Genomic DNA, 24,601 nt, shown 5'->3' with positions numbered 1-24,601 from the left:
CCTTGGGGCCCTCCCTTGGAAGGGAGGGTTTGGGTGGGTTCGAAAAGCTTTTGAGTAAGTAGCGGTCTATCTAAAAGTAAGGCCCTAATTTTAGGGCGGGGTCAAACAACTCCGAAAGGTCCGGTGACCATGGCCAGAAATCAATTGTCGTTATACGTTTTTGTGTCGGTTCTTTTTATCGTAGGTGTCATCTTCGGCGCATTGATGGTCAATGCACTGACGCTGGAGCAGCAGCAGGATCTTGCTCAAGATGTAGATCAATATGTTCAACTGATCAATCAGGGCATCGGTTCTGGAGCTGCGGATTCGTTTTGGGATCGGTTTTTTTTCCATAGCAAGTGGCTGCTTGTACTATGGCTGCTCGGAATTACGGTGATTGGCATACCGGGAGTGCTCGCGCTTAATTTCTTGAAAGGGGCATTAGTTGGGTTTTCGGTAGGGACGCTGATCAATCAATATGCGTGGAAGGGAGTACTGTTTTCGCTGGTCTCTATCGCGCCTCAGAATATTATTGCAATACCGGCAATGGTTATAATGAGTGCTGCTGCAATATCTTTTTCCATGTTCGTTATCAAAAATAGGCTCCTCCGGCAAAAGGGGGAACTTGCGCCTGAGCTGGGCTCGTTTACATCGACAGCTGTGCTGATGCTATTTCTTTTTGCAGGAGCAGCTTTGTTAGAGGCTTATATTTCACCAACATTAATCAGTTGGGTTTCGCCCCTTCTCGCGTCCGTTAGCGCCACAATCTGACACCAAAATGTTTGACTTTACGGCATGTTAGCCCCTATAATGAGAGGAAACCTTTCCTGAAAAAGGCGCAGTCATGTGGTAGGGGGGAAATCATGGAAGCCCGGATTGATAAGATTAAACAACAGTTGCAGTCGCAGGGCTACAAATTAACCCCGCAGCGCGAAGCAACGGTACGAGTTTTACTTGAAAATGAAGATGACCATCTTAGCGCTGAAGATGTATTTATGCTAGTTAAGGATAAAGCTCCAGAAATCGGACTTGCAACGGTTTATCGGACATTGGAATTGCTTAGTGAAATGCATGTTGTCGAAAAATTGAACTTTGGCGACGGGGTAGCGCGGTACGATCTTCGTACGGACAGCAATAAACATCACCACCATCACCTCATATGTGTACAATGTGGAACTATGGATGAAATCAAGGAAGACTGGCTATTGCCTTTAGAAGAGAGGCTAGAGCTGGAATACGGATTTTTTGTGCTCGATCATCGTCTTGATTTTCAAGGCATTTGTCATCGATGCAAAGAGAAAAACGACCTTGCAAACCCAAATGAGAATCAATCATAAACGGCTTGGCTGCCCAGCATAACTGGACGGCAAGCCGTTTTGGCATTCTATTAAGCTTTAAAAATATGATCAAGCTGCATTAATCCAGCACCTTGTGCAAGCGAACTATAATTGTTCAGCTTCAGCGCTTTTTTTTGCAGCCTTGTTTTTACCGCGTAGGGACTAAGTCCAGGTTTTCCTGCAAGCAGCAAGGCTGCTCCGCCTGCAACATGAGGGGAAGCCATACTAGTGCCGGAGAGCTTCTTGTATTTACCGCCAAGCCATGTGGATAATATATTTTCGCCGGGAGCTGAAACGGAGATCCCGCTGCCTCTGCTGCTGAAAGTAGCTATTTTATTTGCTTTTGTCGTAGCCGCTACCGCTATCGTCTCTTTAAAAGATGCCGGTTCGTCGATTACTCCGCTTGAACGACCTTCATTGCCGGCTGATGCAACGATGACGATGCCTTGCTTCGCTGCTCGTTTTATTGCGTTGTGCAGCGTATCGCTGCTTTCTGAGCCGAGGACGCCAAAGCTCATATTTATGACATTCATGCGGTTTTTGACACACCAATTGATACCCTCAATTATATCCGAAACAAATCCTTCTCCGTCCTCATTCAGCGCTTTAACTGCATATATATTCACCTCAGGAGCGATACCTAATGTTTTGCCTGCTCTACCCGCTGCTGCGACGATGCCTGCGACATGGGTGCCATGACCATTATCGTCAGCGTAAGAGCCGCCGTTGATTGTATTAATCCCGCCAGCGATATTCAAGTCGGGATGATTGGCGATTCCTGTGTCGAGGATAGCGACATTAATGGATTTTCCCCGTGTTGTAGCCCATGCTTCGGGTGCTTTTACTCGAATAATGTTCCATGGCAAAATTGCGGGTATTGTAGCTGGCGTGAGCAGGGGCATTGCATAGCTGTGTTTCCTAGCATTATGATTGCGAAGGCCGTGAGCGCGGATTTTGAAATCTTTTTCGACAAGCTTAACCTGCGGAAGACTCAAGAGTGTCTGTAAAGACGAGTTTTTATGAAAATGACAACCGATGATTCGGCTTTTTGAGACGGTTTTGAACGGGGTAATTCCGAGTTGTTTGAGATGCCGAAGACAGCGTTTATAGGATTTAGCTGATTGGAGTGTTATTAGCTTCCGATTGGTGTTTTGAGACGATTTACAAGAAATACAGCTTTTAAATATACCTTTTAATTTTGACAATGGACCTAGAACCCCCTAATCAAGCAATTCCTTTTTCAGTCTATGGGATAGGACTTATTTCGGTATGGGTACTTGTCACTTTGACACATATTTTTCGAAATATAACAAAGTATAGAAATGAAGCTTATGTTCTACATATATTTTGCTGTGAAGTTCACGGAAAGGACGATCATTCCTTACCGAACTCTCATACAACATAGAAAGCGGTTATTTAAGCATCAACAATCACAAAGCTTTAGAGGAGGAAATGGGCATGATTGTAGGCGTACCAAAAGAAATTAAACAAAGCGAGTACCGTGTTGCCTTAACTCCCGCTGGCGTTACGATGTTGTCAGGAGCTGGGCATAAAGTGCTTGTAGAAACTGGAGCGGGCAGCGGCAGTGGTTTTGAAGACAGCGATTACGAGCGTGAAGGTGCTGAGATCGTTGCAACCGCAGCAGAGGTATGGACGCGTGCGGAAATGATTATGAAGGTGAAAGAGCCTCTTTCTGAGGAGTTCGGTTATTTTCGCGAAGGCTTGTTGCTGTTTACGTACTTGCATTTGGCCGCAGCGCCTGATTTGACGAAAGCGCTCGTGGACAGTGGAGTGACGGGTATCGCTTATGAGACGATACAACTTGCAAACGGCAGCCTGCCGCTGCTTACGCCGATGAGTGAGGTGGCAGGCAGAATGTCAGTGCAGGTAGGTGCGCAGTTTTTAGAAGCGTTTAACGGCGGAAGAGGGGTGCTGCTCGGCGGGGTTCCAGGCGTTCCACCAGCAGAGGTCGTCATTATTGGTGGCGGAATCGTAGGGACGAATGCGGCGAAAATTGCGCTGGGGATGGGTGCAAATGTAGTTATTTTGGAGAAAAGTGCAGACCGTATGAGATATTTGGATGATATTTTTGGCGGAAGAATTCGTACGCTAATGTCGAGTCCGTATCATATTGCAGAAGCTGTTGCAAAAGCAGATTTGCTTATAGGGGCAGTTCTTATTCCAGGTGCACGCGCACCGCATTTGGTAACTGAACCGATGGTTCAAAGTATGAAAAAAGGTGCAGTAATCGTCGATGTAGCAGTCGACCAAGGTGGATCGATTGCAACAGTAGACCGGCCGACCACGCATAAAGATCCAATTTATATGAAGCACGGGGTCGTTCATTATGCCGTTGCTAATATACCAGGCGCAGTGCCGCGGACGTCGACCATCGCTTTAACGAACGTAACGAGCTCCTATGCGCTTGATTTGGCGAATAATGGCATGAACGCTGTTCAAAAAAGCTTGCCGCTGCAAAAAGGCGTGAATACTCATGCAGGAAAAGTAACGTATAAGCCGGTTGCTACAGCGACTAATCAGCCTTATGTGCCATTAGAAAATTTGTTGAATAACGTTCCTTTCGAGCAATTGAAGGATGATTGACATAATAGAACCTGCCTCCTCATATGGTGATACGGATGGACAAGTGACAACGTATCGGCTAATGAAGGAGGCTGGTTTACATGGTTTTCTCGATACGGAGATGGACGAGCCGTATTTTCTTTATTTTTGTTTTTATAGTTTTGCTTTTTGTCGTCACAGGGGGCTATCGCTGGCTTGCCGACGCGATTTCACCTATCCACCCTTATCGTGAGCCTAAAGGGCATGCCATGAAGGTTTTTGTGACGGACCCAAATTCTCCAGACAGTAAAGATGCTGCCGATCGGCTTCGTTGGTTTTATTGGTATGGGGAGTAAAGGATTGTTAAGGTTGTGCAGATAAACGATCTCAAGCAGGATTAATAGAGTCGAATGTTGAATATTTTTGTAGAAAAGCATGTTAGAATGGTGTCTTATGTGAAAGGAAGTCCAATGAAGGCTCATTTAAATCGCTACATTCAACATTTGCGGGTAGAACGAGGTTTGTCAGCAAATACGCTTTCTTCATATGAACGGGATTTGAATCAATTTATAGCTTATATTGACCAGCAAGGCTTGACCGAGCTTACTGCTGTGCAGCGGCATCACATGTCGAGGTATATGCTCCACTTGAAGGAACAGGGCAGGAAAGCCGCTACGTTATCGAGGCACATCGTGTCAGTACGAGCCTTTTTTCATTTTCTTCTTGCAGAGGGCGTTATTCAAAGCAATCCCTCTATCTATATGGAGGCCCCAAAGCAGGAGAAGAAGCCGCCAAGCATATTAAGCGTCTCTGTGACGAATAAGCTGCTTGAGACGCCAAATTGCTCAAGTGCTGCCGGCAAACGTGACAAAGCCATGCTGGAGCTCATTTATGCAACAGGAATTAGAGTGTCAGAGCTTGTCTCGCTTAATATTGAGCATGTTAATATGCAGCTAGAATTTATTCAATGTATGGGTACAGGCCAAAAGGAACGGCTTGTTCCTTTCGGGAAATTAGCTTCGGAGGCAATTGTAGACTATTTGCAATATGGCCGTGATGAATTGCTGACAGAAAGAGCGTCTGAATCAGCGTTGTTTCTAAATCATTTAGGAACACGTTTGACAAGACAAGGATTTTGGAAGACGATAAAGAAGTACGCGAAGGAAGCTGGGATTGAAGAAGAGATTACGCCACATACGCTTAGACATTCCGTAGCAGCACATTTACTCGAAAACGGAGCGGATATTCGTTCTGTTCAGGAACTGCTAGGACATGCGGATATATCATCTACACTCAAGTATACCCAAGTGTCCAAAGAGCGAATGAAAGAAGTCTATTCTCGAGCTCATCCGCGTGCTTAACAATGGTCGACATCGATAAATCCCAATTACAGAGGAGGTAGTCATACATATGAGATTTGATCGAATAACAGTAATCGTATTGGATAGCGTTGGAATAGGTGAACTGCCAGATGCTGAGGCATTCGGTGATCTTGGCTCACATACGCTAGGCCATATCATAGAAAAAGCACCGTCAACGCAGCTTCCGAATCTTAGAAGATGGGGGCTTGATCGAATAGCGAGCATCCATGATTGGAGTCCATCTGCAGAAGCTCCCGCAGCTTATTATGGTAAAATGGCCGAGGTGTCCGTTGGCAAGGATACGATGACTGGTCACTGGGAGCTTATGGGGCTAGAAATGACAGTGCCGTTTCAAACGTTTCCGGACGGTTTTCCTCCTGAGCTGCTTACTCCTTTCGAGGAGCGAACAGGCCGTAAAGTCATTGGCAACAAACCAGCAAGCGGTACAGACATACTCGATGAGCTGGGTGCCGAGCAAATGGAAACTGGCGCATGGATTGTATATACATCAGCTGATAGTGTATTTCAAATTGCTGCGCATGAGGACATCATTCCGCTCGAGGAGCTCTACCGCGCTTGTGAAATAGCAAGAGAGCTGACAATGGACGAGCGCTTCACAGTAGGGCGCGTCATCGCAAGACCTTATATTGGCGAGCCAGGCGCTTTCAAACGAACGCCTAATCGTCATGATTACGCGGTGAAGCCTCCACAGCCAACAGTATTGAATGCGTTGAAGGACGCTGGTTTCGATTCCATTGCAATTGGGAAAATCAATGATATTTTTGACGGAGAAGGCATTACAGCTTCTACTCCGACAAAAAGCAATGCGGACGGCATCGACAAAACGATCGAACAACTGAAGCAGCCTTTTAAAGGTCTTCTGTTCACGAACCTTGTAGATTTCGACTCGCTTTATGGCCATCGCCGCGATCCAATTGGCTACGCCTCAGCTTTGGAAGAGTTCGACGTAGCAATCCCTTTGCTTGAGAAACAGCTTGGCAAGCGAGACTTGCTTATCGTGACTGCGGACCATGGCAATGACCCCGTACATCCAGGTACAGACCATACTCGTGAATATGTACCAATATTGCTCGTGAGTCCTTCTTTTAACGAGCCGGGACCTCTCCAAGTACGTTCTACGTTCTCTGATCTTGGAGCAACAATAGCTGATAATTTTGGTGTTGCAGCACCACCTAACGGAACCAGCTTCCTGTCTGAGCTTATTACAAGGGAAAATGAGTAATTATTTTTACAAATGGGTACAAATCGTTTTATGAACATACTTTTAGGAGGAACTAGAATGACAACAATTACTTCGGCAGGACTAACAGCAGCAAACATTAAGGAAGCAGCACAATATATCGAGGCTCAAACAGAGCAAAGACCGGAAATTGGTTTAATTATGGGTTCGGGACTTGGCGTGCTTGGAGACTATTTGGAAAATGCGATTACGATTCAATATCATGATATTCCTCATTTCCCGATTTCCACTGTTGAAGGACATGCGGGCGAGCTGCTCATTGGTACACTTTCGGGCAGAACGGTATTGCTGATGCGCGGTCGTTTTCATATGTATGAAGGTTATGGTCCGGAACTAACGGCATTCCCTGTACGTGTCATGAAGGCGCTAGGCGTGAAAACATTGCTTGTTACCAATGCAGCTGGCGGAGTCAATATGGATTATGAAGCAGGCAACCTAATGTTGATTTCAGACCATTTGAATATGACTGGCAAAAATCCTTTAATCGGACCAAACGACAACGAGCTTGGCGTAAGGTTCCCAGATATGTCGGAGGCATACAGCAAGCGTCTGCGTGCTGTTGCAAGAGATATTGCAAAAGAGCAAGGCTTTACACTTCGTGAAGGTGTGTATGCAGGTTTGCTTGGACCAACTTATGAGACACCAGCAGAAATTCGAATGCTGCGGGTTCTTGGAGCTGATGCTGTCGGAATGTCGACTGTTGCCGAAGTCATTGCAGCGCGTCATTCAGAGATTGAGGTCATCGGAATATCGTGTATTAGCAATATGGCAGCGGGTATTTTGGATCAACCGCTGTCGCATGGAGAAGTTATGGAAACGACTGAACGTGTCAAGTCCCAATTTTTGGGTCTAGTTAATGCATTGATTGCGAAAATGTAACAAATTCGTAACACAATTGTAATATATTCGTCGACTCAATATGACAGTGTTTTTTTTACGTTTCGTCGTATAATGTCCATGATCAAAGAAAGATGGAGTGGACAATGACATGGACAAGCAAGTTCTCACGCAGATGGAGCAGTTACGTAAAAAAATGATAGAAGCAGCTCTATTGAATGAAAGCCTTCAGCACTTGGACGTGCTTGTACTAAGCCAGACTTTAGATGAGATTATTGTCCAGGTGCAGAGGGAGCGACGCGCTTTATAACGGATTAACAACGTAATGGTGAATGGAGAGGGACAAATGCGGTCGGTAGATCTTATACAGAAGAAAAGAGATGGCGGCGAGCTGACCGCTTCGGAGTTAACTTTTTTAATTGATGGTTATTCTCGTGGCGATATCCCGGATTATCAGCTGTCAGCATGGGCGATGGCTGTTTTTTTTCAAGGGATGACGCCTAGAGAAACAGCAGCTTTAACACTTGCAATGGCTAATTCAGGCGATCAGGTCGATCTTGGTCCTATTAGCGGAATTAAAGTCGATAAACATAGCACAGGAGGCGTGGGGGATAAAACAACGTTGATCCTTGCGCCCTTAGTCGCATCCGTAGGCATTCCTGTTGCCAAAATGTCCGGTCGAGGCTTAGGCCACACTGGCGGAACGATTGATAAGCTGGAATCCATTGAAGGCTTTCGTACGGAGCTCTCACGCGAGAAATTTATGACTCAGGTGAACGATATTGGTTTATCCGTCATAGGGCAGAGCGGAAATCTTGCGCCAGCGGATAAGAAGCTATATGCCCTTCGTGATGTTACCGCTACAGTAGAGTCCATTCCACTTATCGCAAGCTCAGTAATGAGCAAAAAAATTGCTGCAGGCGCTAATGCCATCGTGCTTGATGTCAAAACAGGCAGTGGAGCATTTATGAAAACGCTAGAGCATTCTGAGCAATTAGCGCAAGCGATGGTAGATATCGGAACAGAAGTCGGACGGAATACGGCTGCTGTTATAAGTGATATGGATCAGCCGCTTGGTTTTGCGATTGGAAATGCTTTAGAGGTACAAGAATCAATTGAAACGCTCAAAGGAAATGGTCCTGAGGATCTTACAGAGCTTTGTTTAACGCTTGGGGCTCATATGGTTATCTTAGGCGGGAAATCCGATTCTGTGGAGTCTGCGAAGCAGCTGCTGCGTGATCAGATCGCAAGCGGAGCTGCTTTAGATAAGTTCAAAGCATTTATTACTGCTCAGGGTGGGGACGCTTCAATTGTTGATGACCCAACTAAGCTTCCGCAAGCGCCTTTCATTGTAGAAGTGAAAGCAGTGGACTCTGGTTTTGTCAACGCGATTGAAGCCGAACAGCTGGGGATAGCCGCTATGCTGCTTGGTGCAGGAAGGGCGACATACGACGCTTCAATTGATTACGCCGTTGGAGTCACGCTTCGCAAGAAGTTTGGAGATCCAGTAAATGCTGGTGATACGCTTGCCCTGCTTCATGTCCGTGAATCAAATGAATCCACACTTGCAGTTGCTGAGCGAGTAAAGCAAGCATATACGATATCTTCGGAGAAGCCGCTGTCTCGTCCATTGCTATTATCCGTAATAACAGCAGAAGGCATTACTAGGTATAATTAAATATTTTATTATGAAATCCGCTCCGCAATTTGGGGGCGGATTTTTTTGCGTTTCAATTAACTCTAGCTGATGGAATAATTTCCAACTTAAGAGTCAACACTAAAAAGAGAAATATAAGCGAATTGCGCAGCTTAGAACACTTACGAAGTAAGTTTTGCATCTCAAAACTAAGCGAATGCTTACGAAGCGAGTTTTGCTTCTCAAAACTAAGCGGATGCTTACGAAGCAAGTTTTGCTTCTCAAAACTAAGCGATTGCTTACGAAGTAAGTTTTGCTTCACAAAACTTGAACAGGAGGAGATTTAGTTGGTAAATCGTACTATGAAGCTCTGTATAATCATTCTTGCGTTCGCGCTTGTGATGCCGACAGCCGCTTTTGCTGCTGTGGAGCCAACACCAGCTCCCGGTCCGACCCCTGCGCCGCAAAGTCAGGCCTCTAACGCTAATTTAGCACCTTCAGCTCGTTCTGCCATCCTTATGGATGCGGATAGCGGGACGGTTATTTATGAAAAAAATAGCCATGATAAGCTACCGCCTGCAAGTATCACCAAAATAATGACGCTGCTGCTTATTATGGAGGCCCTTGATGACGGCAAGATTAAACTTACAGACAAGGTACAAACGAGCGAATATGCAGCTTCTATGGGCGGCTCTCAAATCTTTCTTGAGCCGGGAGAAGAAATGACCGTAGACGATATGATTAAGGGCATAGCGCTCGCATCAGGCAATGATGCATCCGTGGCTATGGCTGAGAAGCTTGCGGGTACAGAGCAGCAATTCGTAACGATGATGAATGAGCGGGCCCAGCAGCTTGGCATGAACGATACACAGTTTTCTAACCCAAACGGCCTTCCTGTAGCCAATCACTTCTCATCGGCGCATGATATTGCGGTGATGTCTCGGGAGCTATTAAAGCATTCGGAAGTAACTAAATATACAGGGCTTTATCAGGATTACTTAAGGAAGACGTCCGCGAAGCCTTTCTGGCTCGTAAATACGAATAAGCTAGTACGTTTTTATAGTGGCGCTGATGGTTTGAAGACTGGCTTCACGAGTGAAGCAAAATATTGCCTTTCGGCTACAGCAAGGCGTGATGACATGCGCGTCATTGCCGTTGTAATGGGAGAGCCGGATACGAAAACCAGAAATGCTGAAGTGTCGCAAATGTTCGATTACACGTTCGCGCAGTACATGAATCACTCGATTATTAAAGAAGGTGAGTCGATGGGGACGCTAAAAATCGAGAAGGGCACTGCCGCGGAACTTCCGCTTGTCGCTAAGCATGCGTACAGCGTTTTGCTTAAAAAGGGCAGTCCAACAAAAGATATCCGTTATGAGCTGAAAATTGCGGGTCCGCTCAAGGCGCCAGTTCAAATCGGTCAACCGATTGGCAAGCTTGTTGTCTATCAAGGCGATCAAGTGCTCAAAGAATTTGATGTGGATGCTCCCTTGTCTGTTGAACGGGCAGGCTGGTGGAAATTGTTGAAGCGTTCCTTCTCTGGTCTATTTGCGTAACAAACACATAAACTTTATGTCTGAAAGCGACTCGTTTTTTGTCAGCTGTTAGCGGTATGCTTCTAGTTTTGTCGGCATGCAGGAATCGTGAAGCATTTTGGAGAATTGCTAGTTCTATCTCGGCAAGTGTAAACGGCTGAACCTGACTCACCGCAGATCAGTCCACGTTTCACGGTGAAAGGTTAGGAGGGATATAGGTATGACCTATTCTTTCTTAATAGATAAGCAGGTATATCGTTTTTTTATACTTGCCTTATGGTTCACCGTCAAAGCTGCTTTAGCGTCCCAAAAGACGCCAAAGACGTTTGCTTGTGTTTGAAAAAACCTAGAGGAGATGAACAGCATAATGAGTCTGCAAGCAGAATTGGAGCAATACCGCAATGTGCTGATCGTAAGGCTTCGGGGCGAGTTGGATCATCATACTGCCGATGTCGTACGCTTTAAGATGGAAGAGGCTCTACTTCGCGGTAACAGCGAACATGTCATTCTTAGCTTGAAGGAGCTGCAGTTCATGGACAGCTCCGGTCTAGGCGTCATATTGGGCCGATACAAGCAGGTGAAGAGCAAGGGTGGCAAAATGGTCGTCTGCGATGTGAATCCGAATGTTCATCGCCTATTCGAAATGTCGGGTCTGTTCAAAATTCTGACGATTCATGAAAACGAACGTACCGCAATTTCTAGTTTGGAGGTGGTGTCATGAACGGTTCCAATGAAATGACGCTTTCCTTCAGCGCCCGATCGGAAAACGAAGCCTTTGCACGAATCGCGGTAGCGGCATTTGTGTCACAGCTGGATCCGACGCTCGAGGAGCTGAATGATTTGAAAACGGCTGTGTCAGAGGCTGTAACGAATGCGATTATACATGGCTACGAGAACGATCCTACTTGTCAGGTCAAAATAGAGGCAAGAATTGAAGGAGATTCGGTTTCCTTAACGGTGTCGGATAACGGTCGCGGTATTGAAGATTTGGAGCTTGCTCGTCAACCGCTTTACACGTCGAAGCCTGAGCTTGAGCGCTCTGGAATGGGCTTCACGATTATGGAAAACTTTATGGATCGTTTTGAGGTTTCAAGTCAGGTAGATGGCGGCACACGCGTAGCAATGCTTAAACGAATTGAATCGAAAAAAGCGCTCTACAATTAGCGTATAGGGGTTGAACCTCATGGATGTCAATCTAAAGCAGACGGCCCAGCCATACTTGGATGACGCGGAAGTGAAGCGGCTTATTGCGTTAAGTCAGTCCGGCGATACGCTTGCAAGGGATACACTCGTACAGTGTAATATTCGGCTAGTTTGGTCAGTTGTGCAGCGGTTCATCAATCGTGGTTATGAGCCCGATGATTTGTTCCAAATCGGCTGCATAGGATTGCTTAAATCAGTAGACAAATTCGATTTGTCTTATGATGTTAAGTTTTCAACTTATGCAGTTCCCATGATCATTGGGGAAATTCAGCGATTTTTACGCGATGATGGTACGTTGAAAGTTAGCAGATCCCTCAAGGAAACCGCCAATAAGGTGCGTAAAATGAAGGATGAGCTTTCCAAAACGTTAGGTCGATTGCCCACCATTAGCGAGGTTGCGGAGCGGCTAGGCATTACCCCAGAGGATGTTGTATTCGCTCAAGAAGCGAATAAGCCGCCAACTTCGATACACGAAACTGTGTTTGAAAATGACGGGGACCCGATCACGCTAATGGATCAAATAGCCGATGAATCTCAGGATCGGTGGTTTGACAAGCTTGCGCTTGTGGAAGCCATCGAAGGTCTAAGCGAGCGTGAACGATTGATTGTATATTTGCGGTATTACCGTGACAAAACGCAATCCGAAGTAGCGAGCAGGCTTGGTATATCACAGGTACAGGTATCACGGCTTGAGAAAAAAATATTGCAGTCCATCCGAGACCAAATCGCCCTTTAAGGCGGTTTGGTTTTTTTCTATTTATTACCTCAATTTGCATGAGTATCCGAATCGTCCTTTTATCATACTAAAAGGGAAACATACACCAACGTATCAGCAGAAGGGAAGTTGACAAATGGCAAAACCAAACCATTCGGTCCTCTATCTGCGTCTGAAAAAACGGATATATATGAAACCGAATCAACGCGTTTCCTTAGGCCAAGCAGCGAGGCTGCTCGCAAAGGATGACTTGCTTGAGAACCGCTTAAAGGGGCTTGTTCTTTACGAGCACAAGAAGGCGGATGGCAATCGCGTCGTTATAGACTTGCTTCAAATCGTCAAAGCGATAAGAGAGCTTGAGCCGGGTTTAACTGTAGAAGCCTATGGTGACCCTCAAGTGCTCGTTATGGTGGCGGAGAAGCCAGTAAAACCGCGTATTGCAGTACTTATTTTTTCGTGGCTGCTGCTGTTCTTTGGAGCGGGCCTTGCGATTATGAATTTTCATACGGATGTCAGTATGAAGGAGGTTCATATCCGAATTGTCGAGCTGATAACGGGGAAGCGCACAGAGCATCCGCTATGGTTTCAAATCCCTTATTCTCTGGGCATCGGACTTGGGATGGTATTGTTTTTCAACCATTTATTCCGAAAACGATTCAATGAGGAGCCTAACCCGCTTGAGGTTGAACTGTATATGTATCAAGAAAATGTAAATGCCTATGTCATCGCCGACGAAATGCGTAAAAAATCGGATTACGATCAAACGCAGGGGAACAAGCATGATTAGTGCTGCTGCTAATATTTTTATTGCTCTGCTAGGCTTGGCAGGGGGTCTTGCTGTAGGCAGTGGGTTGGTAGCATTGCTAATTGTCCTTGATCTCATTCCGCGGCTTGCTCAAGTTGCTAATGCTTACCGGATGTCGGTATGGTTTGAGACCGCCGTCATCTCCGGTTCGCTGTACTGGACCTTTGCTGATTTTATGAGCTGGAAGCTTTCGCTGCCTTCGGGTCTATTTTTAAGTGCGACTGGGCTGATCGATGGCATGTTTGTGGGAATGCTCGCAGCAGCCTTGACTGAGGTAATGAATGTGCTCCCGATTTTGGCCAAAAGAATGAATTTATCTGCCTATATGGTCAGTCTCGTCATGGCAATGGTTCTAGGCAAAACGTTGGGGTCTTTATTCGATTGGTTAGTATTTCAATGGTGATACAGTAAGGATGGGGTGAGCTAACATGAATGACAATGAAAATTTTCATGACAACGATAATGAACAAGATGGAAGACCTCCGTTTTTAGAAGTCAATGAGGATCAACAGAAAGAGGAATCGGGGGTATCAGGAAACAAAACATCATACGGTAGTGGAAATAAAAAAAACAATGTCAGCACAGCTGTTTCCAACAAAAACGGCAATAAAGACATAACTCCGATTCCGAGCGATCTGGATGAAGTTCTGATGAGATTGGAAAATGAGATCGGTTATAAAGTAAGCTTTGACGTTGTAGTGAGAGAGATGACGTTTGGCGAGAAGCGCACAGCAATGTTATCGTTGAACGGTTTGGTTAAGGATACGCTGCTGTCAGATGTGCTTAAGCGATTAACGTATCTCCAACCCGAGGATTTATCTGCGGATGCCTTTCATTCCTTCCTTGATTTGTATGTTCCTGCGGCGCAGGTCATAAAGGAAGACGATTGGAATAACATGCTGACGTGCGTGTTATCCGGTGTAACCGCATTGTTTATTGATGGTGAATCCAGTGTTCTCATGATTGATGCGAAGGCTTTCCCCGCAAGAGGACCAGAGGAGCCTTCGCTTGAGAAGGTTGTACGCGGCAGCAGAGATGGCTTCGTAGAAACGTTGATGGTCAACATTTCGCTTGTTCGCAGACGGCTGCGTGATCCCCAGCTTCGATATGAAATTGTGCGGGTGGGCGATCGGACACAAACGGACGTTTGTATTGCTTATATCGACGATATTGTGGATAAAGAGCTGCTTAAGTCCGTCAAAGACAAGATCGCTATGGTGAAAATAGACGGCTTGCCGCTTGCGGACAAGCAACTGGAGGAGTCCACTGTAAAAAGGGGCTGGAATCCCTTCCCGCTTGTTCGATATTCAGAGAGACCCGATACGGTAGCTGCACATCTGCTGGAGGGTGCTGTAGCTGTATTCGTTGATACTTCGCCAAGTGTTATGACGCTGCCGACTACTTATACCGATCTAATGCAGCATGCAGAGGAGAATCGACAAACACCATTTATTGGCACCTATCTGCGCTGGGTGAGATTTATAGGTATTTTGGCATCATTGTTCATGCTGCCGTTATGGCTGCTGTTCGTCATGCATCCGGAAATGAAGCCTGTTGCTCTTGAGTTTATTGGTCCGAGTAAGACCGGCAAACTGCCATTAGTCGTACAATTTCTGTTAGCTGAGATAGGCGTGGATTTGCTGCGCATGGCTTCCGTTCATACGCCTACCTCACTTGCAACGGCTATGTCATTAGTCGCAGCGATTCTCATTGGCGATATTGCGGTAAAGACTGGCGTTTTTGTTAACGAGGTTATTTTGTATATGGCGATCTCAGCGATCGGCATGTTTGCAACACCAAGCTATGAGCTTGGACTAGCCAATCGAATCGTACGGCTCGTGCTGATTGTGTCGGTGGCTGCCTTCAGTGTGCCTGGCTTTGTTATTGCAACGACGGTTATCCTGCTGATACTGATTGTAGAGCGCTCGTTCAACCGTCCGTATATGTGGCCCATTATACCGTTTGATATGCACGCCCTTTGGAGCATTATCATCCGTCAGCCAGTCCTGTACAACCGGCAGCGCCCAAATATTTTGCGGCCTCAGCAGAGCGATAAGATGCCAAATACAGAGTAGATTCATAAAATGCAAATGAAATGTGGATTTATCCATTTCGTAGTCCGGGTAGATTGCGTTATACTAAACCTATTAATGCAAATTCTATCCGTTCTATCTGCATGCAGATAGAAGAAAGCTGAGGGGAAATTATGTACCTGCATGGAACTAGTAATATTAACGAAAAAGGACATTTGGAAATTGGCGGCTGTGATGTAGCTGATTTGGCTGCACAGTTTGGTACGCCACTATATATTGTGGATGAGGCTCTTGTTCGTAAGCGCGCAAGCGAGTATGTAGAAGCCTTCAAAGCATCAGGACTTAGATTTCAAGTCGCATACGCAAGCAAAGCGTTTAGTGTAATGGCAATGTGTGCGATTGCTGAGCAAGAAGGGCTGTCGCTGGATGTTGTATCCGACGGTGAGCTTTACACAGCAATGCAAGCAGGCTTCCCTGCTGAACGTATCCATTTCCACGGCAACAACAAAACGCCTGAGGAAATCAACATGGCGCTTGATGCTGGTATTGGCTGCTTTGTCGTTGACAACTTCATGGAGCTTCAGCTTCTGAATGCTCTTGCTGGCGATAAAGGCAAGAAAGTAAACATTCTACTTCGTATCACGCCTGGCGTTGAAGCACATACGCATGACTATATTTCTACTGGACAAACGGATTCGAAATTTGGTTTCGACCTTGGCAATGGCGCGGCGAAACAAGCGATTCAAGAAGCGATTGCTCTGCCTAACCTGATTGTTTTGGGCGTTCATTCCCATATTGGCTCACAAATTTTCGAAGTTGAAGGCTTCCGTATGGCTGTGGACAAGGTTGCTGATTTCGCGGTTGAGATTCGTAATGAGCTTAACCTAACGTTTAAAGTAATCAATCTTGGCGGCGGCTTTGGTATTCGTTATGTTGATGGCGACACACCATTGCCAATCAGCGAATATGTTGCGGCAATTACTGGCGCTATCATTTCGAAGTTTACAGATGCAGAGTTCCCATTGCCTGAGATTTGGGTAGAGCCGGGCCGCAGTATGGTTGGCGATGCAGGAACAACTTTGTATACAGTAGGTACAAGCAAAAATATCCCAGGCGTACGTAAATACATTGCAGTAGACGGTGGTATGACGGACAACCCTCGCCCAGCGCTTTACCAATCCAAATATGAAGCAGTGCTCGCTAATCGTGCGAATGAAGCTGCTGAAGAAACGGTTTCCATCGCGGGCAAATGCTGCGAGAGTGGCGACATGCTCATTTGGGATTTGGAATTGCCTAAAGCAAAAAATGGCGACTTACTTGCTGTTTTCTGTACGGGTGCTTATAATTATGCAATGGCGAGCAACTATAACCGCATTCGTCGTCCGGCTGTCGTTTTCGTTAAAGATGGTCAGGCAGACCTTGCTGTTAAGCGTGAATCGCTTGAAAATATCGTTTGCAATGACGTCATTCCGGCAAGACTTCAAAAATCATCGCTTGCGAAATAAGAGCGAAATTGGTAACGTAGTCTTATTCGGATAAAAGAAAGGTAGATGCAGCAATGGCTAAACAAGCAAAAATCACACTAGCAAACGGCGGAGAGGTTCTTATCGATCTATTCGATCAAGACGCGCCAAACACAGTAGCAAACTTTGAAAAGCTTGCTAACGAAGGATTTTACAACGGTCTTACTTTCCACCGCGTTATCCCAGGTTTCGTCGCTCAAGGCGGATGTCCAAACGGAACAGGTACAGGCGGTCCTGGATACCAAATCAATTGTGAAATCAACCCTAATAAGCATGAGCGCGGTTCACTAGCAATGGCGCATGCTGGTCGCAATACAGGCGGCAGCCAATTCTATATCGGTTATGCACCACAACCGCATTTGGATGGCGGACATACTGTTTTTGGCAAGGTTTCAAAAGGTATGGAGTTTGTTGATGCTTTCAAAGGCGGAGACAAAATGGAAAAGGTTGAAGTCGAAACGATTTAATGTTAAGATACTAACTATAATATTGTAAGTGCAGCAATCCTTCGGGGTAGGTGAAATTCCTAACCGGCGGTGATCGGGAAGGCACAGAATATCGGATAACCGAATTTCTGTGCCTCTCGTCAGTCCGTGACCCGGTTTAAACGGCATTTTATCCAAGATCATTTGGATAGAATACGATTAGAACGGTGGACCTGGTGAAACTCCGGGACCGACAGTACAGTCTGGATGGGAGAAGGGGATGCTTCGACAGCTACAATTTACTGCTTATTTGTATGTGTTTTATTTCACATACATATTAGGTTAGTTTATTTAGTGTACTTTACAACCGATTTCGCAATTTTGCGACATAAGATAGCGACGGCCCTCTAAGCCGACAACATCGATCGGTTTTGTCGTAGTTCTCGTTTTATCTTTCATCACCCCTGTCGGATCGTATGCCGATGGGGGTGTTTTTTGTTTATGGACATTTTAAATGATGAATATTATATGGGATTAGCGTTGGATATGGCTGCAAAAGCTTCGGGTCAAACGGGGATTAATCCTGTTGTCGGCTGCGTCGTCGTAAAAGATGGTGCCATTGTCGGCATTGGTACGCATCTAAAGCGAGGAACCGGTCATGCTGAAGTGCATGCGCTTCAGATGGCGGGAGATGCGGCTGAAGGAGCAACCGTTTATGTAACGTTAGAGCCATGCAGCCATTTTGGAAAGACACCTCCATGCTGTGAACGTATCATTGATGCGAAAGCTGCAAGGGTTGTAGTCGCAAGCGGCGATCCTAATCCAGCAGTGTCCGGCCGAGGCATTGCAAGGCTTCGTGAAGAAGGGATCGACGTTACGGTTGGCGTATTCGAGCAAAGATCACAGCAAATGAATGAAAAATTTAATAAGTACATTACGACCCGCCTCCCATTCGTTACTTTAAAAACTGCGAGTACGCTAGATGGCAAAATTGCTTCACATTCAGGCGATAGCCGATGGGTGACTGGTGCAGTTGCTCGCGAGCAGGTTCATACATTGCGTCATCAGCATGAAGCCATTATGGTTGGCATAGGAACAGTACTTGCGGACGATCCGCTGCTCAATACGAGAGCATCTGTCCCTGCAATTGATCCGATACGTATTATCGTGGATTCAGCACTAAGGCTGCCGCTTAATGCCAGAGTTGTAACTGATCGCTCGATCAGAACGATTGTTTTAACTTCCAGCCTAGCAAGCTCGAACAATCGCCAAGCGCTTGAAGCAGCAGGGATTGAGGTCTTCATTTGCGGCAAGGGAGCAAAAGTAGATCTCAGTGAAGGGATGAAGAAGCTGGGAGAGCTTGAAATCGGCTCAATCTTGCTTGAGGGCGGCGGCCAATTAAATGGTGCAATGTTAGAGGCAGGTCTTATTGATAAAATCATGCTGTATTACGCGACCAAGATTATCGGCGGCTTGGATGCACCAGGTACATTTACATTCGCTGGATTCGAAAAAATGGCCGATGCGATTTCCCTAGATCGAGTAAGTGTAGAAATGGCCGGCGAGGACATTTGCGTCTCGGGATATCCCGTTTATTAAGGCTAAGGGGACGAACAAATTTCTGGCATTTTCGCAGGATTTATGATGTTTTGAAGTAGGTTTGCTGCACTAGCGAACCTTTGAGGAGGAAACCCATGTTTACCGGATTAGTGGAAGAAGTGGGAAAGATGAAAGGAATCACGAAGCAAGGCGAAGCGATGAGGCTAGTCATCGGAGCATCCCTTGTAACAGATGGTGTTAAGCTGGGTGATAGCATCTCGGTAAATGGCGTTTGTTTAACGGTAACGTCGTTTGACGGTGCATCATTTGCTGCTGACGTGATGCCTGAGACTTATCGCAAATCTAATCTTCATCAGCTTCGTGCTGGCGAACAAGTGAATTTAGAGAGAGCGATGCAAGCTGGCGGACGTTTTGGCGGACATATCGTTCAGGGGCATGTTGATGGAACAGGGGAAATAACGTTACGAGAAACGGATGCTAATGCTGTTGTTTATAAAATCCATATCGACGACGCAGACATGCTGCGTTATGTGATTCCAAAAGGCTCGATCACGATTGATGGCATAAGCCTTACTGTAGTGGATACATCATCACATACATTATCCGTATCGATTATTCCGCACACATTAGGTGAAACGGCCTTACAGCATAAACGTGCAGGCGATACCGTTAATATCGAATGTGATGTCATCGGCAAGTACGTCGATCACCTGCTTCATTTCAAGCAGCCAGAAGCCTTGCCAGCCAAAGCCAAGCTCACTACATCTTTTCTTATGGAAAATGGTTTTTTGTAAAACGATATGAAAATGGGTTAGCTTTCCTTGCCCAATTCGTAAGTTTTCAATGTAACGGTAAAACCTACTGTTAATTTTGTTCTAATCAACTCTAGGTTTCAATTAACAGGAAATACTCCATGTAAATTGGACAGATACACCTCAAGTTCGAATAATGAGCTGATATAACGTGAGAAATTCCAGCTAATTAAAGAATAAACGGCTAATCAGGTGAATTAGATGGAGTTTTTCCAGTTAACTATTGATCGTAAGATGTACGTGGTCTAATACTAGTGAAATCAGGTATCGACTTAGGTGCTCTAACATAACTCAAAACTAAGGTAACCTAAGACTAGATCGCCCAAACAGCAAGCGTGTCCCGCAGGGACGAAAGCGATCTTTAACCAATGTTAGCACACAGCCACCTGAGTCATGCCTAAGTTAGTCCAGTTGCAGGTGTCCAGAGGACGCAGTCCTTGGGGCCCTCCCTTGGAAGGGAGGGTTTGGGTGGGTTCGAAAAGCCTTTAAGGTTTGGTTTTAAACTGGTTTTAAACTTTTAAATAACCTTTGAAGGTAAGGTAGAAGCCTTATAAAGGTTTGGTTGTCACAAAGGAGGGAAATCCATATGGAACAAACAGATAAAAAACCATTTGATTCAGTTGAAGCTGCTTTGGCTGATCTTAAGCTTGGCAAGCCGATTATTGTCGTTGATGACGAGGATCGGGAAAATGAGGGCGACCTTATTGCACTTGCTGATACAATGACGCCTGAGGTCATTAATTTTATGATTACAGAGGCTAGAGGTCTTGTGTGTGTTCCGATTACGCAAGAGCGAGCAGACCAGCTTGACCTTCCGCCAATGGTTACGCATAATACCGATTATCACGGAACGGCATTTACGGTTTCCGTTGATTATATTGGAACGACTACTGGGATTTCCGCATTTGAACGCTCAGAAACGGTTAAAGCGCTCATTGATCCTACGACGAAAGCAGCAGATTTCCGCAGGCCAGGTCATATTTTCCCCTTGATTGCAAGACCTGGCGGCGTACTCCGCCGTGCTGGACATACGGAAGCGGCTATAGATTTGGCGGTCATGTGCGGTTCGGCGCCTGCAGCAGCGATTTGTGAAATCATTAATGAAGACGGCACGATGTCTCGTTTGCCAGATTTGCTTGTCTTTAAAGAAAAGCACAATCTGAAGCTCATCACGATTCAAGAGCTGATTCAATATCGCAACGAGAAAGAAAAGCTTGTTGAACGAGCGGTTGATGTGAAGCTGCCAACTGATTTTGGCACTTTCCGCGCTATTGCTTATACAAATTTAGTGGATAACAAAGAGCATATCGCTCTCGTTAAAGGCGACATCGATCCTGAACGTCCCTTGCTTGTGCGGGTTCACTCTGAATGCTTAACGGGTGATGTATTTCATTCGCATCGTTGCGACTGCGGACCGCAGCTTGAAGCTGCTCTTAAACAGATCGAAGAAGCAGGCAGCGGCGTTCTGCTTTATATGCGCCAAGAGGGCAGAGGCATTGGTTTGATTAACAAATTGAAGGCCTATGCACTGCAAGAAGAAGGTTTTGATACGGTAGATGCTAATTTAAAGCTTGGCTTTCCGGCAGATTTGCGCGATTATGGTATAGGCGCACAAATTTTGAAGGATCTCGGCGTTCGCCAAATGCGGTTGATGACGAACAATCCTCGGAAAATTAAAGGTCTTGAAGGCTACGGACTAGAGGTTGTAGAACGTATTCCTATACAAATGGAGTTAAAGGAAGATAATAAAAGTTATCTCCGCACAAAGAAATCTAAGCTTGGTCATTTACTTAGCTTTGAAGATATTGACTACATCATTTAAAATAATGGAAGGAAGATGACAAATGACACGAATTTATGAGGGACATTTAGTATCAGAAGGTTTAAAATATGGAGTAGTAGTAGGACGTTTTAATGAGTTTATTTCGAGCAAGCTGCTAGGAGGCGCACTTGATGCTTTCAAACGTCATGGCGCACAGGATTCAGATGTTGAGGTAGCATGGGTGCCGGGAGCGTTTGAAATTCCTTTAATCGCGCAAAAAATGGCGGAAAGCGGAAAGTATGATGCTGTCATTACGCTTGGCGCTGTTATTCGTGGTTCAACTCCGCATTTCGATTTTGTTTGCAACGAAGCAGCAAAAGGAGTTGCGGCAATCGCTTTGAAAACAGGCATTCCGACTATTTTTGGTGTATTGACTGTTGATTCGATTGAACAGGCCATTGAGCGTGCTGGTACAAAAGCAGGCAACAAAGGTTATGAGGCTGCTACAAGCGCAATTGAAATGGCGAACCTAACCAAACAATTGCAAGGCTAAGCAGCGAAGATAAGGCTAGGCGGGAGGAAATGTAAGTGTCAGTGCTTTATAAGCTGGATTCTTTTGAGGGGCCGCTGGATCTGCTGCTTCACTTGATCGACAAGGCGGAGATCGATATCCATGAGGTGTCTATCAGTGAGATTACGATTCAATATATGGATTATCTTCATGCGATGAAAGAGCTCGAGCTTGAGGTCACGAGTGAATTTTTAGTTATGGCGGCAACCCTTTTGGCGATAAAGAGCAAGCAGCTACTTCCAAAGCCGCCTGTATTTGAGGAAGACTATGAGGATTGGCCGGATGACGGATTAGATCCACGTGATGAGCTCATCCAGAAGCTCGTAGAATACCGGAAATTCAAACAAATAGCCGAGCAGCTGCGCGAGAAGGAATTCGAGCGCAGCCTTGTCTATTCAAGGGAACCTGAGGATATGACGCCATTTTTGAAGGAAGAGATTGTTAATCCGGTTGAGGGTCTTCACTTGTCGGATTTGATTAATGCCTTTCAAAAGGCGCTGCGCCGCGCATCGAGGCGTAATGTCGTTGCTACCATACATCGAGACGAGATTTCCGTTAAGGATCGAATACGGGACATTGTCGACGTGCTGAAGCAATTCGAAACGGTTCGTTTTTCACGGCTTATTCGCGAGAACATGGACAGGCATGAAATCGTGGTTACTTTTCTAGCCATTCTGGAATTAATGAAAATGAAACATATTCGTTGTTTTCAGCATCAGTTATTTGACGACATCGTCATTCATTGGAGAGGAGAGTCGTCGCAAATTGGATTATCCGAAGTTGAAGACAATTATTGAGGGCCTGCTGTTTATGGCAGGTGATGAAGGCCTTACGAAGCGGCAGCTAGCTGATATTTTGGAGCTGGATGCGGAGCTCGCTTCCGATTTGGTTTATGATTTGCAGCGCGATTTGGAGCGCGAGGGGCGCGGTATTCAAATCGCAGAGGTGGCAGCCTCCTATCGGCTGACGACTCATTTGGAGCATGCGCCTTATTTTGAGCGTATGGCATACACTCCTACGAGATCGCAGCTTTCACAAGCTGCTTTAGAAACGCTGTCCATCGTCGCTTATCGCCAGCCGATAACAAGAATATCGATTGAAGAAATTCGCGGCGTAAAGAGCGACAGAGCGATTCAATCGCTTGTATCAAAGGATTTAATCGAAGAGGTTGGCCGCGCCGAGCAGATTGGCAGACCTATTTTGTATGGAACAACGAAATCATTTTTAGATTATTTTGGATTGCCGTCCATAAAAGAATTGCCAGAACCAGGCAGCGTTGATATCGATGATGCCTTGGAGGAACAAACTCAGCTGCTATTCGAGAGATTAGATGGCACGCAGATGACAATTGAAGAAATAAAAGAATGAGATTTGGCCGCCGGGTCATACTATATTCAACCCATATTAGGGAAACGGAGGAAGCATCATGATGCTCGGTTACCCCTACGGTTGGATGACGGCGGTCGGTCTCTTTTTTTTGCTCATTTTGGTCGTCTGCCTCACTTCGCAGGTCGAATTAAGAGGCCATCTGAGGAGAATAGATCAAAACGATGATTTTGAGTTGAATATAAAGGCCTTATTTGGAATCCTCAGATACCGCTTTAAAGTGCCGATTATTCAGTTCACAGGAACCTCCATCCAACTTAAGGAACAGGTTTCAAAAAAGAATGTGGCCGTTGACACTTGGAAACAATATAACGAGGACATTGACGCAGAAAAAATAGCGCATCTAATGGAAAGAACAAAACATCTGTTACAAATGACGAAAAACTTAACGGGATGGGTTAGAAAATCGCTGACGAAGGTCCGTCTTTTAGAATGGAACTGGTCCACATCAGTAGGAACCGGTGACGCAATGTGGACGGCAATGTCGACAGGATTTGTTTGGTCTATAAAAACATCGATCATTGGCGTATTGTCCCAAATGGTTAAGCTCAAAACGGAGCCGAAAATGATGGTTCAGCCTATTTATCAACGATCTGCTTTTACAACGGAATGGTCATGCATAGCTCAAATCCGCTTCGGTTATGCTATTCTTGCCGGACTGCAGCTTTTAGTTCGGATGAGGAAATTGAAAGGAGGCGTCAAGGTATGGCAGAACATCCTATTCAAGGCTTAATGCAAACCGCAATGGAAAATATTAAAGAGATGGTTGACGTCAATACTATTGTAGGCGACCCTGTCCAAACGCCGGATGGCAGCATTATTATGCCGATCTCCAAAGTAGGCTTTGGGTTTGTAGCAGGAGGCAGTGACATTCGATTAGATGATGCCGATCATAAGAACGGCTCTCAATCTGATGCACAGCATGCTTCCGTTTCGCTTCCATTCGGCGGCGGTAGCGGTGGCGGCGTGTCAATTACGCCAATTGCTTTCTTGGTCGTAGGAACACATGGCGTAAAAATTGTTCCGCTCGATAATCAAACACATCTGCTTGAGCGGGTTATCGACTCAGCTCCGCATGTATTTGATAAGCTGCAATCGATGATGAAGCAGCCTTCGAGTACAGGTGTATACACGGATACGTCTCAAACTGTGATCAGTGAACGTGTCGAAGCAAACGAACACAACTGATGACATAACTGCCCGAGAGGGCAGTTTTTCATTTTTGTTAGCTACTTTTCGTCTAGAGCCACATGTACAGGCATATACTGAAATACGCACACACAAGCTTTATCTACTAT

27 protein-coding genes and 1 riboswitch are annotated in these 24,601 nt (G+C 45.6%); of the genes, 26 read left to right on the top strand and 1 reads right to left on the bottom strand.

Annotation, left to right across the window (positions count from 1 at the left end):
- Positions 1-129 precede the first annotated feature (129 nt).
- Both spoIIM and fur read left to right on the top strand, forming a co-directional pair.
- Positions 130-750 (top strand): stage II sporulation protein M, encoded by a 621-nt coding sequence (gene spoIIM / locus BK120_RS31255; RefSeq protein ID WP_076271401.1) that lies wholly within the window; start codon positions 130-132, stop codon positions 748-750.
- 92 nt (positions 751-842) lie between these two features.
- A complete protein-coding gene (gene fur / locus BK120_RS31250; protein ID WP_076271400.1) occupies positions 843-1,316 on the top strand; it encodes a ferric iron uptake transcriptional regulator in 474 nt (157 codons plus the stop codon).
- Between the two features lie 50 nt (positions 1,317-1,366).
- Here the strand turns inward: fur and BK120_RS31245 are convergent, their stop codons facing one another.
- Positions 1,367-2,218 carry a S8 family peptidase gene (locus BK120_RS31245; protein ID WP_083682666.1) on the bottom strand — a complete coding sequence of 284 codons (852 nt, stop codon included), beginning with the start codon at positions 2,216-2,218 and terminating at the stop codon, positions 1,367-1,369.
- A gap of 556 nt (positions 2,219-2,774) precedes the next feature.
- Between BK120_RS31245 and ald the strand changes: the two genes are divergently transcribed.
- The 24 genes from ald (at position 2,775) to ytfJ (ending at position 24,491) form a co-directional block, all read left to right on the top strand.
- Entirely contained in the window at positions 2,775-3,920 is a 1,146-nt protein-coding gene (ald, locus tag BK120_RS31240; protein WP_076271398.1) for an alanine dehydrogenase, read from the top strand.
- A gap of 80 nt (positions 3,921-4,000) precedes the next feature.
- Positions 4,001-4,234: a DUF4227 family protein gene (locus BK120_RS31235; protein ID WP_076271397.1), complete on the top strand. Its 234-nt coding sequence runs from the start codon at positions 4,001-4,003 to the stop codon at positions 4,232-4,234.
- Positions 4,235-4,348: 114 nt separating this feature from the next.
- The gene (gene xerD / locus BK120_RS31230; protein ID WP_076271409.1) at positions 4,349-5,239 is read left to right on the top strand and encodes a site-specific tyrosine recombinase XerD; all 891 of its coding nucleotides are present in this window, start codon (positions 4,349-4,351) and stop codon (positions 5,237-5,239) included.
- Between the two features lie 49 nt (positions 5,240-5,288).
- Positions 5,289-6,482 carry a phosphopentomutase gene (gene deoB / locus BK120_RS31225; RefSeq protein WP_076271396.1) on the top strand — a complete coding sequence of 398 codons (1,194 nt, stop codon included), beginning with the start codon at positions 5,289-5,291 and terminating at the stop codon, positions 6,480-6,482.
- A gap of 57 nt (positions 6,483-6,539) precedes the next feature.
- Positions 6,540-7,379 (top strand): purine-nucleoside phosphorylase, encoded by an 840-nt coding sequence (locus BK120_RS31220; RefSeq protein ID WP_076271395.1) that lies wholly within the window; start codon positions 6,540-6,542, stop codon positions 7,377-7,379.
- Between the two features lie 109 nt (positions 7,380-7,488).
- On the top strand, positions 7,489-7,647 hold the full coding sequence (locus BK120_RS31215; RefSeq protein WP_083682665.1) for an aspartyl-phosphate phosphatase Spo0E family protein: 159 nt from the start codon (positions 7,489-7,491) through the stop codon (positions 7,645-7,647).
- Positions 7,648-7,683: 36 nt separating this feature from the next.
- Positions 7,684-9,015, top strand: a complete 1,332-nt coding sequence (locus BK120_RS31210) for a pyrimidine-nucleoside phosphorylase (RefSeq protein WP_076271394.1) — start codon at positions 7,684-7,686, stop codon at positions 9,013-9,015.
- 320 nt (positions 9,016-9,335) lie between these two features.
- Positions 9,336-10,529, top strand: coding sequence for a D-alanyl-D-alanine carboxypeptidase family protein (locus BK120_RS31205; RefSeq protein WP_083682668.1), 1,194 nt, complete (start codon positions 9,336-9,338; stop codon positions 10,527-10,529).
- 346 nt (positions 10,530-10,875) lie between these two features.
- The gene (spoIIAA, locus tag BK120_RS31200) at positions 10,876-11,229 is read left to right on the top strand and encodes an anti-sigma F factor antagonist (RefSeq protein WP_076271393.1); all 354 of its coding nucleotides are present in this window, start codon (positions 10,876-10,878) and stop codon (positions 11,227-11,229) included.
- Positions 11,226-11,672: an anti-sigma F factor gene (gene spoIIAB, locus BK120_RS31195; RefSeq protein WP_076271392.1), complete on the top strand. Its 447-nt coding sequence runs from the start codon at positions 11,226-11,228 to the stop codon at positions 11,670-11,672. Before spoIIAA ends, spoIIAB begins: the two co-directional genes overlap by 4 nt.
- Before the next feature lie 19 nt (positions 11,673-11,691).
- Complete coding sequence (sigF, locus tag BK120_RS31190) at positions 11,692-12,447, top strand: RNA polymerase sporulation sigma factor SigF (protein ID WP_054024324.1); 756 nt, start codon at positions 11,692-11,694, stop codon at positions 12,445-12,447.
- Between the two features lie 115 nt (positions 12,448-12,562).
- Positions 12,563-13,213 carry a stage V sporulation protein AA gene (locus BK120_RS31185; protein WP_076271391.1) on the top strand — a complete coding sequence of 217 codons (651 nt, stop codon included), beginning with the start codon at positions 12,563-12,565 and terminating at the stop codon, positions 13,211-13,213.
- The gene (locus BK120_RS31180) at positions 13,206-13,634 is read left to right on the top strand and encodes a stage V sporulation protein AB (protein WP_076271390.1); all 429 of its coding nucleotides are present in this window, start codon (positions 13,206-13,208) and stop codon (positions 13,632-13,634) included. Before BK120_RS31185 ends, BK120_RS31180 begins: the two co-directional genes overlap by 8 nt.
- 25 nt (positions 13,635-13,659) lie before the next feature.
- A complete protein-coding gene (locus BK120_RS31175) occupies positions 13,660-15,306 on the top strand; it encodes a spore germination protein (RefSeq protein WP_076271389.1) in 1,647 nt (548 codons plus the stop codon).
- A gap of 131 nt (positions 15,307-15,437) precedes the next feature.
- Positions 15,438-16,769, top strand: a complete 1,332-nt coding sequence (gene lysA, locus BK120_RS31170; RefSeq protein ID WP_076271388.1) for a diaminopimelate decarboxylase — start codon at positions 15,438-15,440, stop codon at positions 16,767-16,769.
- Positions 16,770-16,822: 53 nt separating this feature from the next.
- Entirely contained in the window at positions 16,823-17,254 is a 432-nt protein-coding gene (locus BK120_RS31165) for a peptidylprolyl isomerase (RefSeq protein ID WP_076271387.1), read from the top strand.
- A 33-nt stretch (positions 17,255-17,287) separates the two neighbouring features.
- Positions 17,288-17,495: riboswitch (FMN riboswitch) on the top strand.
- Between the two features lie 218 nt (positions 17,496-17,713).
- A complete protein-coding gene (gene ribD / locus BK120_RS31160; RefSeq protein WP_076271386.1) occupies positions 17,714-18,811 on the top strand; it encodes a bifunctional diaminohydroxyphosphoribosylaminopyrimidine deaminase/5-amino-6-(5-phosphoribosylamino)uracil reductase RibD in 1,098 nt (365 codons plus the stop codon).
- Between the two features lie 95 nt (positions 18,812-18,906).
- Positions 18,907-19,566 (top strand): riboflavin synthase, encoded by a 660-nt coding sequence (ribE, locus tag BK120_RS31155; RefSeq protein WP_076271385.1) that lies wholly within the window; start codon positions 18,907-18,909, stop codon positions 19,564-19,566.
- Positions 19,567-20,170: 604 nt separating this feature from the next.
- Entirely contained in the window at positions 20,171-21,406 is a 1,236-nt protein-coding gene (locus tag BK120_RS31150; RefSeq protein ID WP_076271384.1) for a bifunctional 3,4-dihydroxy-2-butanone-4-phosphate synthase/GTP cyclohydrolase II, read from the top strand.
- A gap of 22 nt (positions 21,407-21,428) precedes the next feature.
- A complete protein-coding gene (gene ribH, locus BK120_RS31145) occupies positions 21,429-21,899 on the top strand; it encodes a 6,7-dimethyl-8-ribityllumazine synthase (RefSeq protein ID WP_053376708.1) in 471 nt (156 codons plus the stop codon).
- Between the two features lie 35 nt (positions 21,900-21,934).
- Entirely contained in the window at positions 21,935-22,714 is a 780-nt protein-coding gene (locus BK120_RS31140) for a segregation and condensation protein A (RefSeq protein WP_076271383.1), read from the top strand.
- The gene (scpB, locus tag BK120_RS31135) at positions 22,683-23,285 is read left to right on the top strand and encodes an SMC-Scp complex subunit ScpB (protein ID WP_076271382.1); all 603 of its coding nucleotides are present in this window, start codon (positions 22,683-22,685) and stop codon (positions 23,283-23,285) included. The genes BK120_RS31140 and scpB overlap by 32 nt, the downstream gene beginning before the upstream one ends.
- Positions 23,286-23,343: 58 nt before the next feature.
- The gene (locus BK120_RS31130) at positions 23,344-24,036 is read left to right on the top strand and encodes a DUF2953 domain-containing protein (protein ID WP_076271381.1); all 693 of its coding nucleotides are present in this window, start codon (positions 23,344-23,346) and stop codon (positions 24,034-24,036) included.
- Entirely contained in the window at positions 24,009-24,491 is a 483-nt protein-coding gene (gene ytfJ / locus BK120_RS31125) for a GerW family sporulation protein (RefSeq protein ID WP_076271380.1), read from the top strand. The genes BK120_RS31130 and ytfJ overlap by 28 nt, the downstream gene beginning before the upstream one ends.
- The last annotated feature ends 110 nt before the right edge of the window (positions 24,492-24,601 follow it).

Source organism: Paenibacillus sp. FSL A5-0031 (assembly GCF_001956295.1).
GTDB lineage: Bacteria > Bacillota > Bacilli > Paenibacillales > Paenibacillaceae > Pristimantibacillus.
The sequence above is the reverse complement of the archived record's forward strand: the minus strand, read 5'-3'. Positions and strand labels throughout refer to the sequence as shown.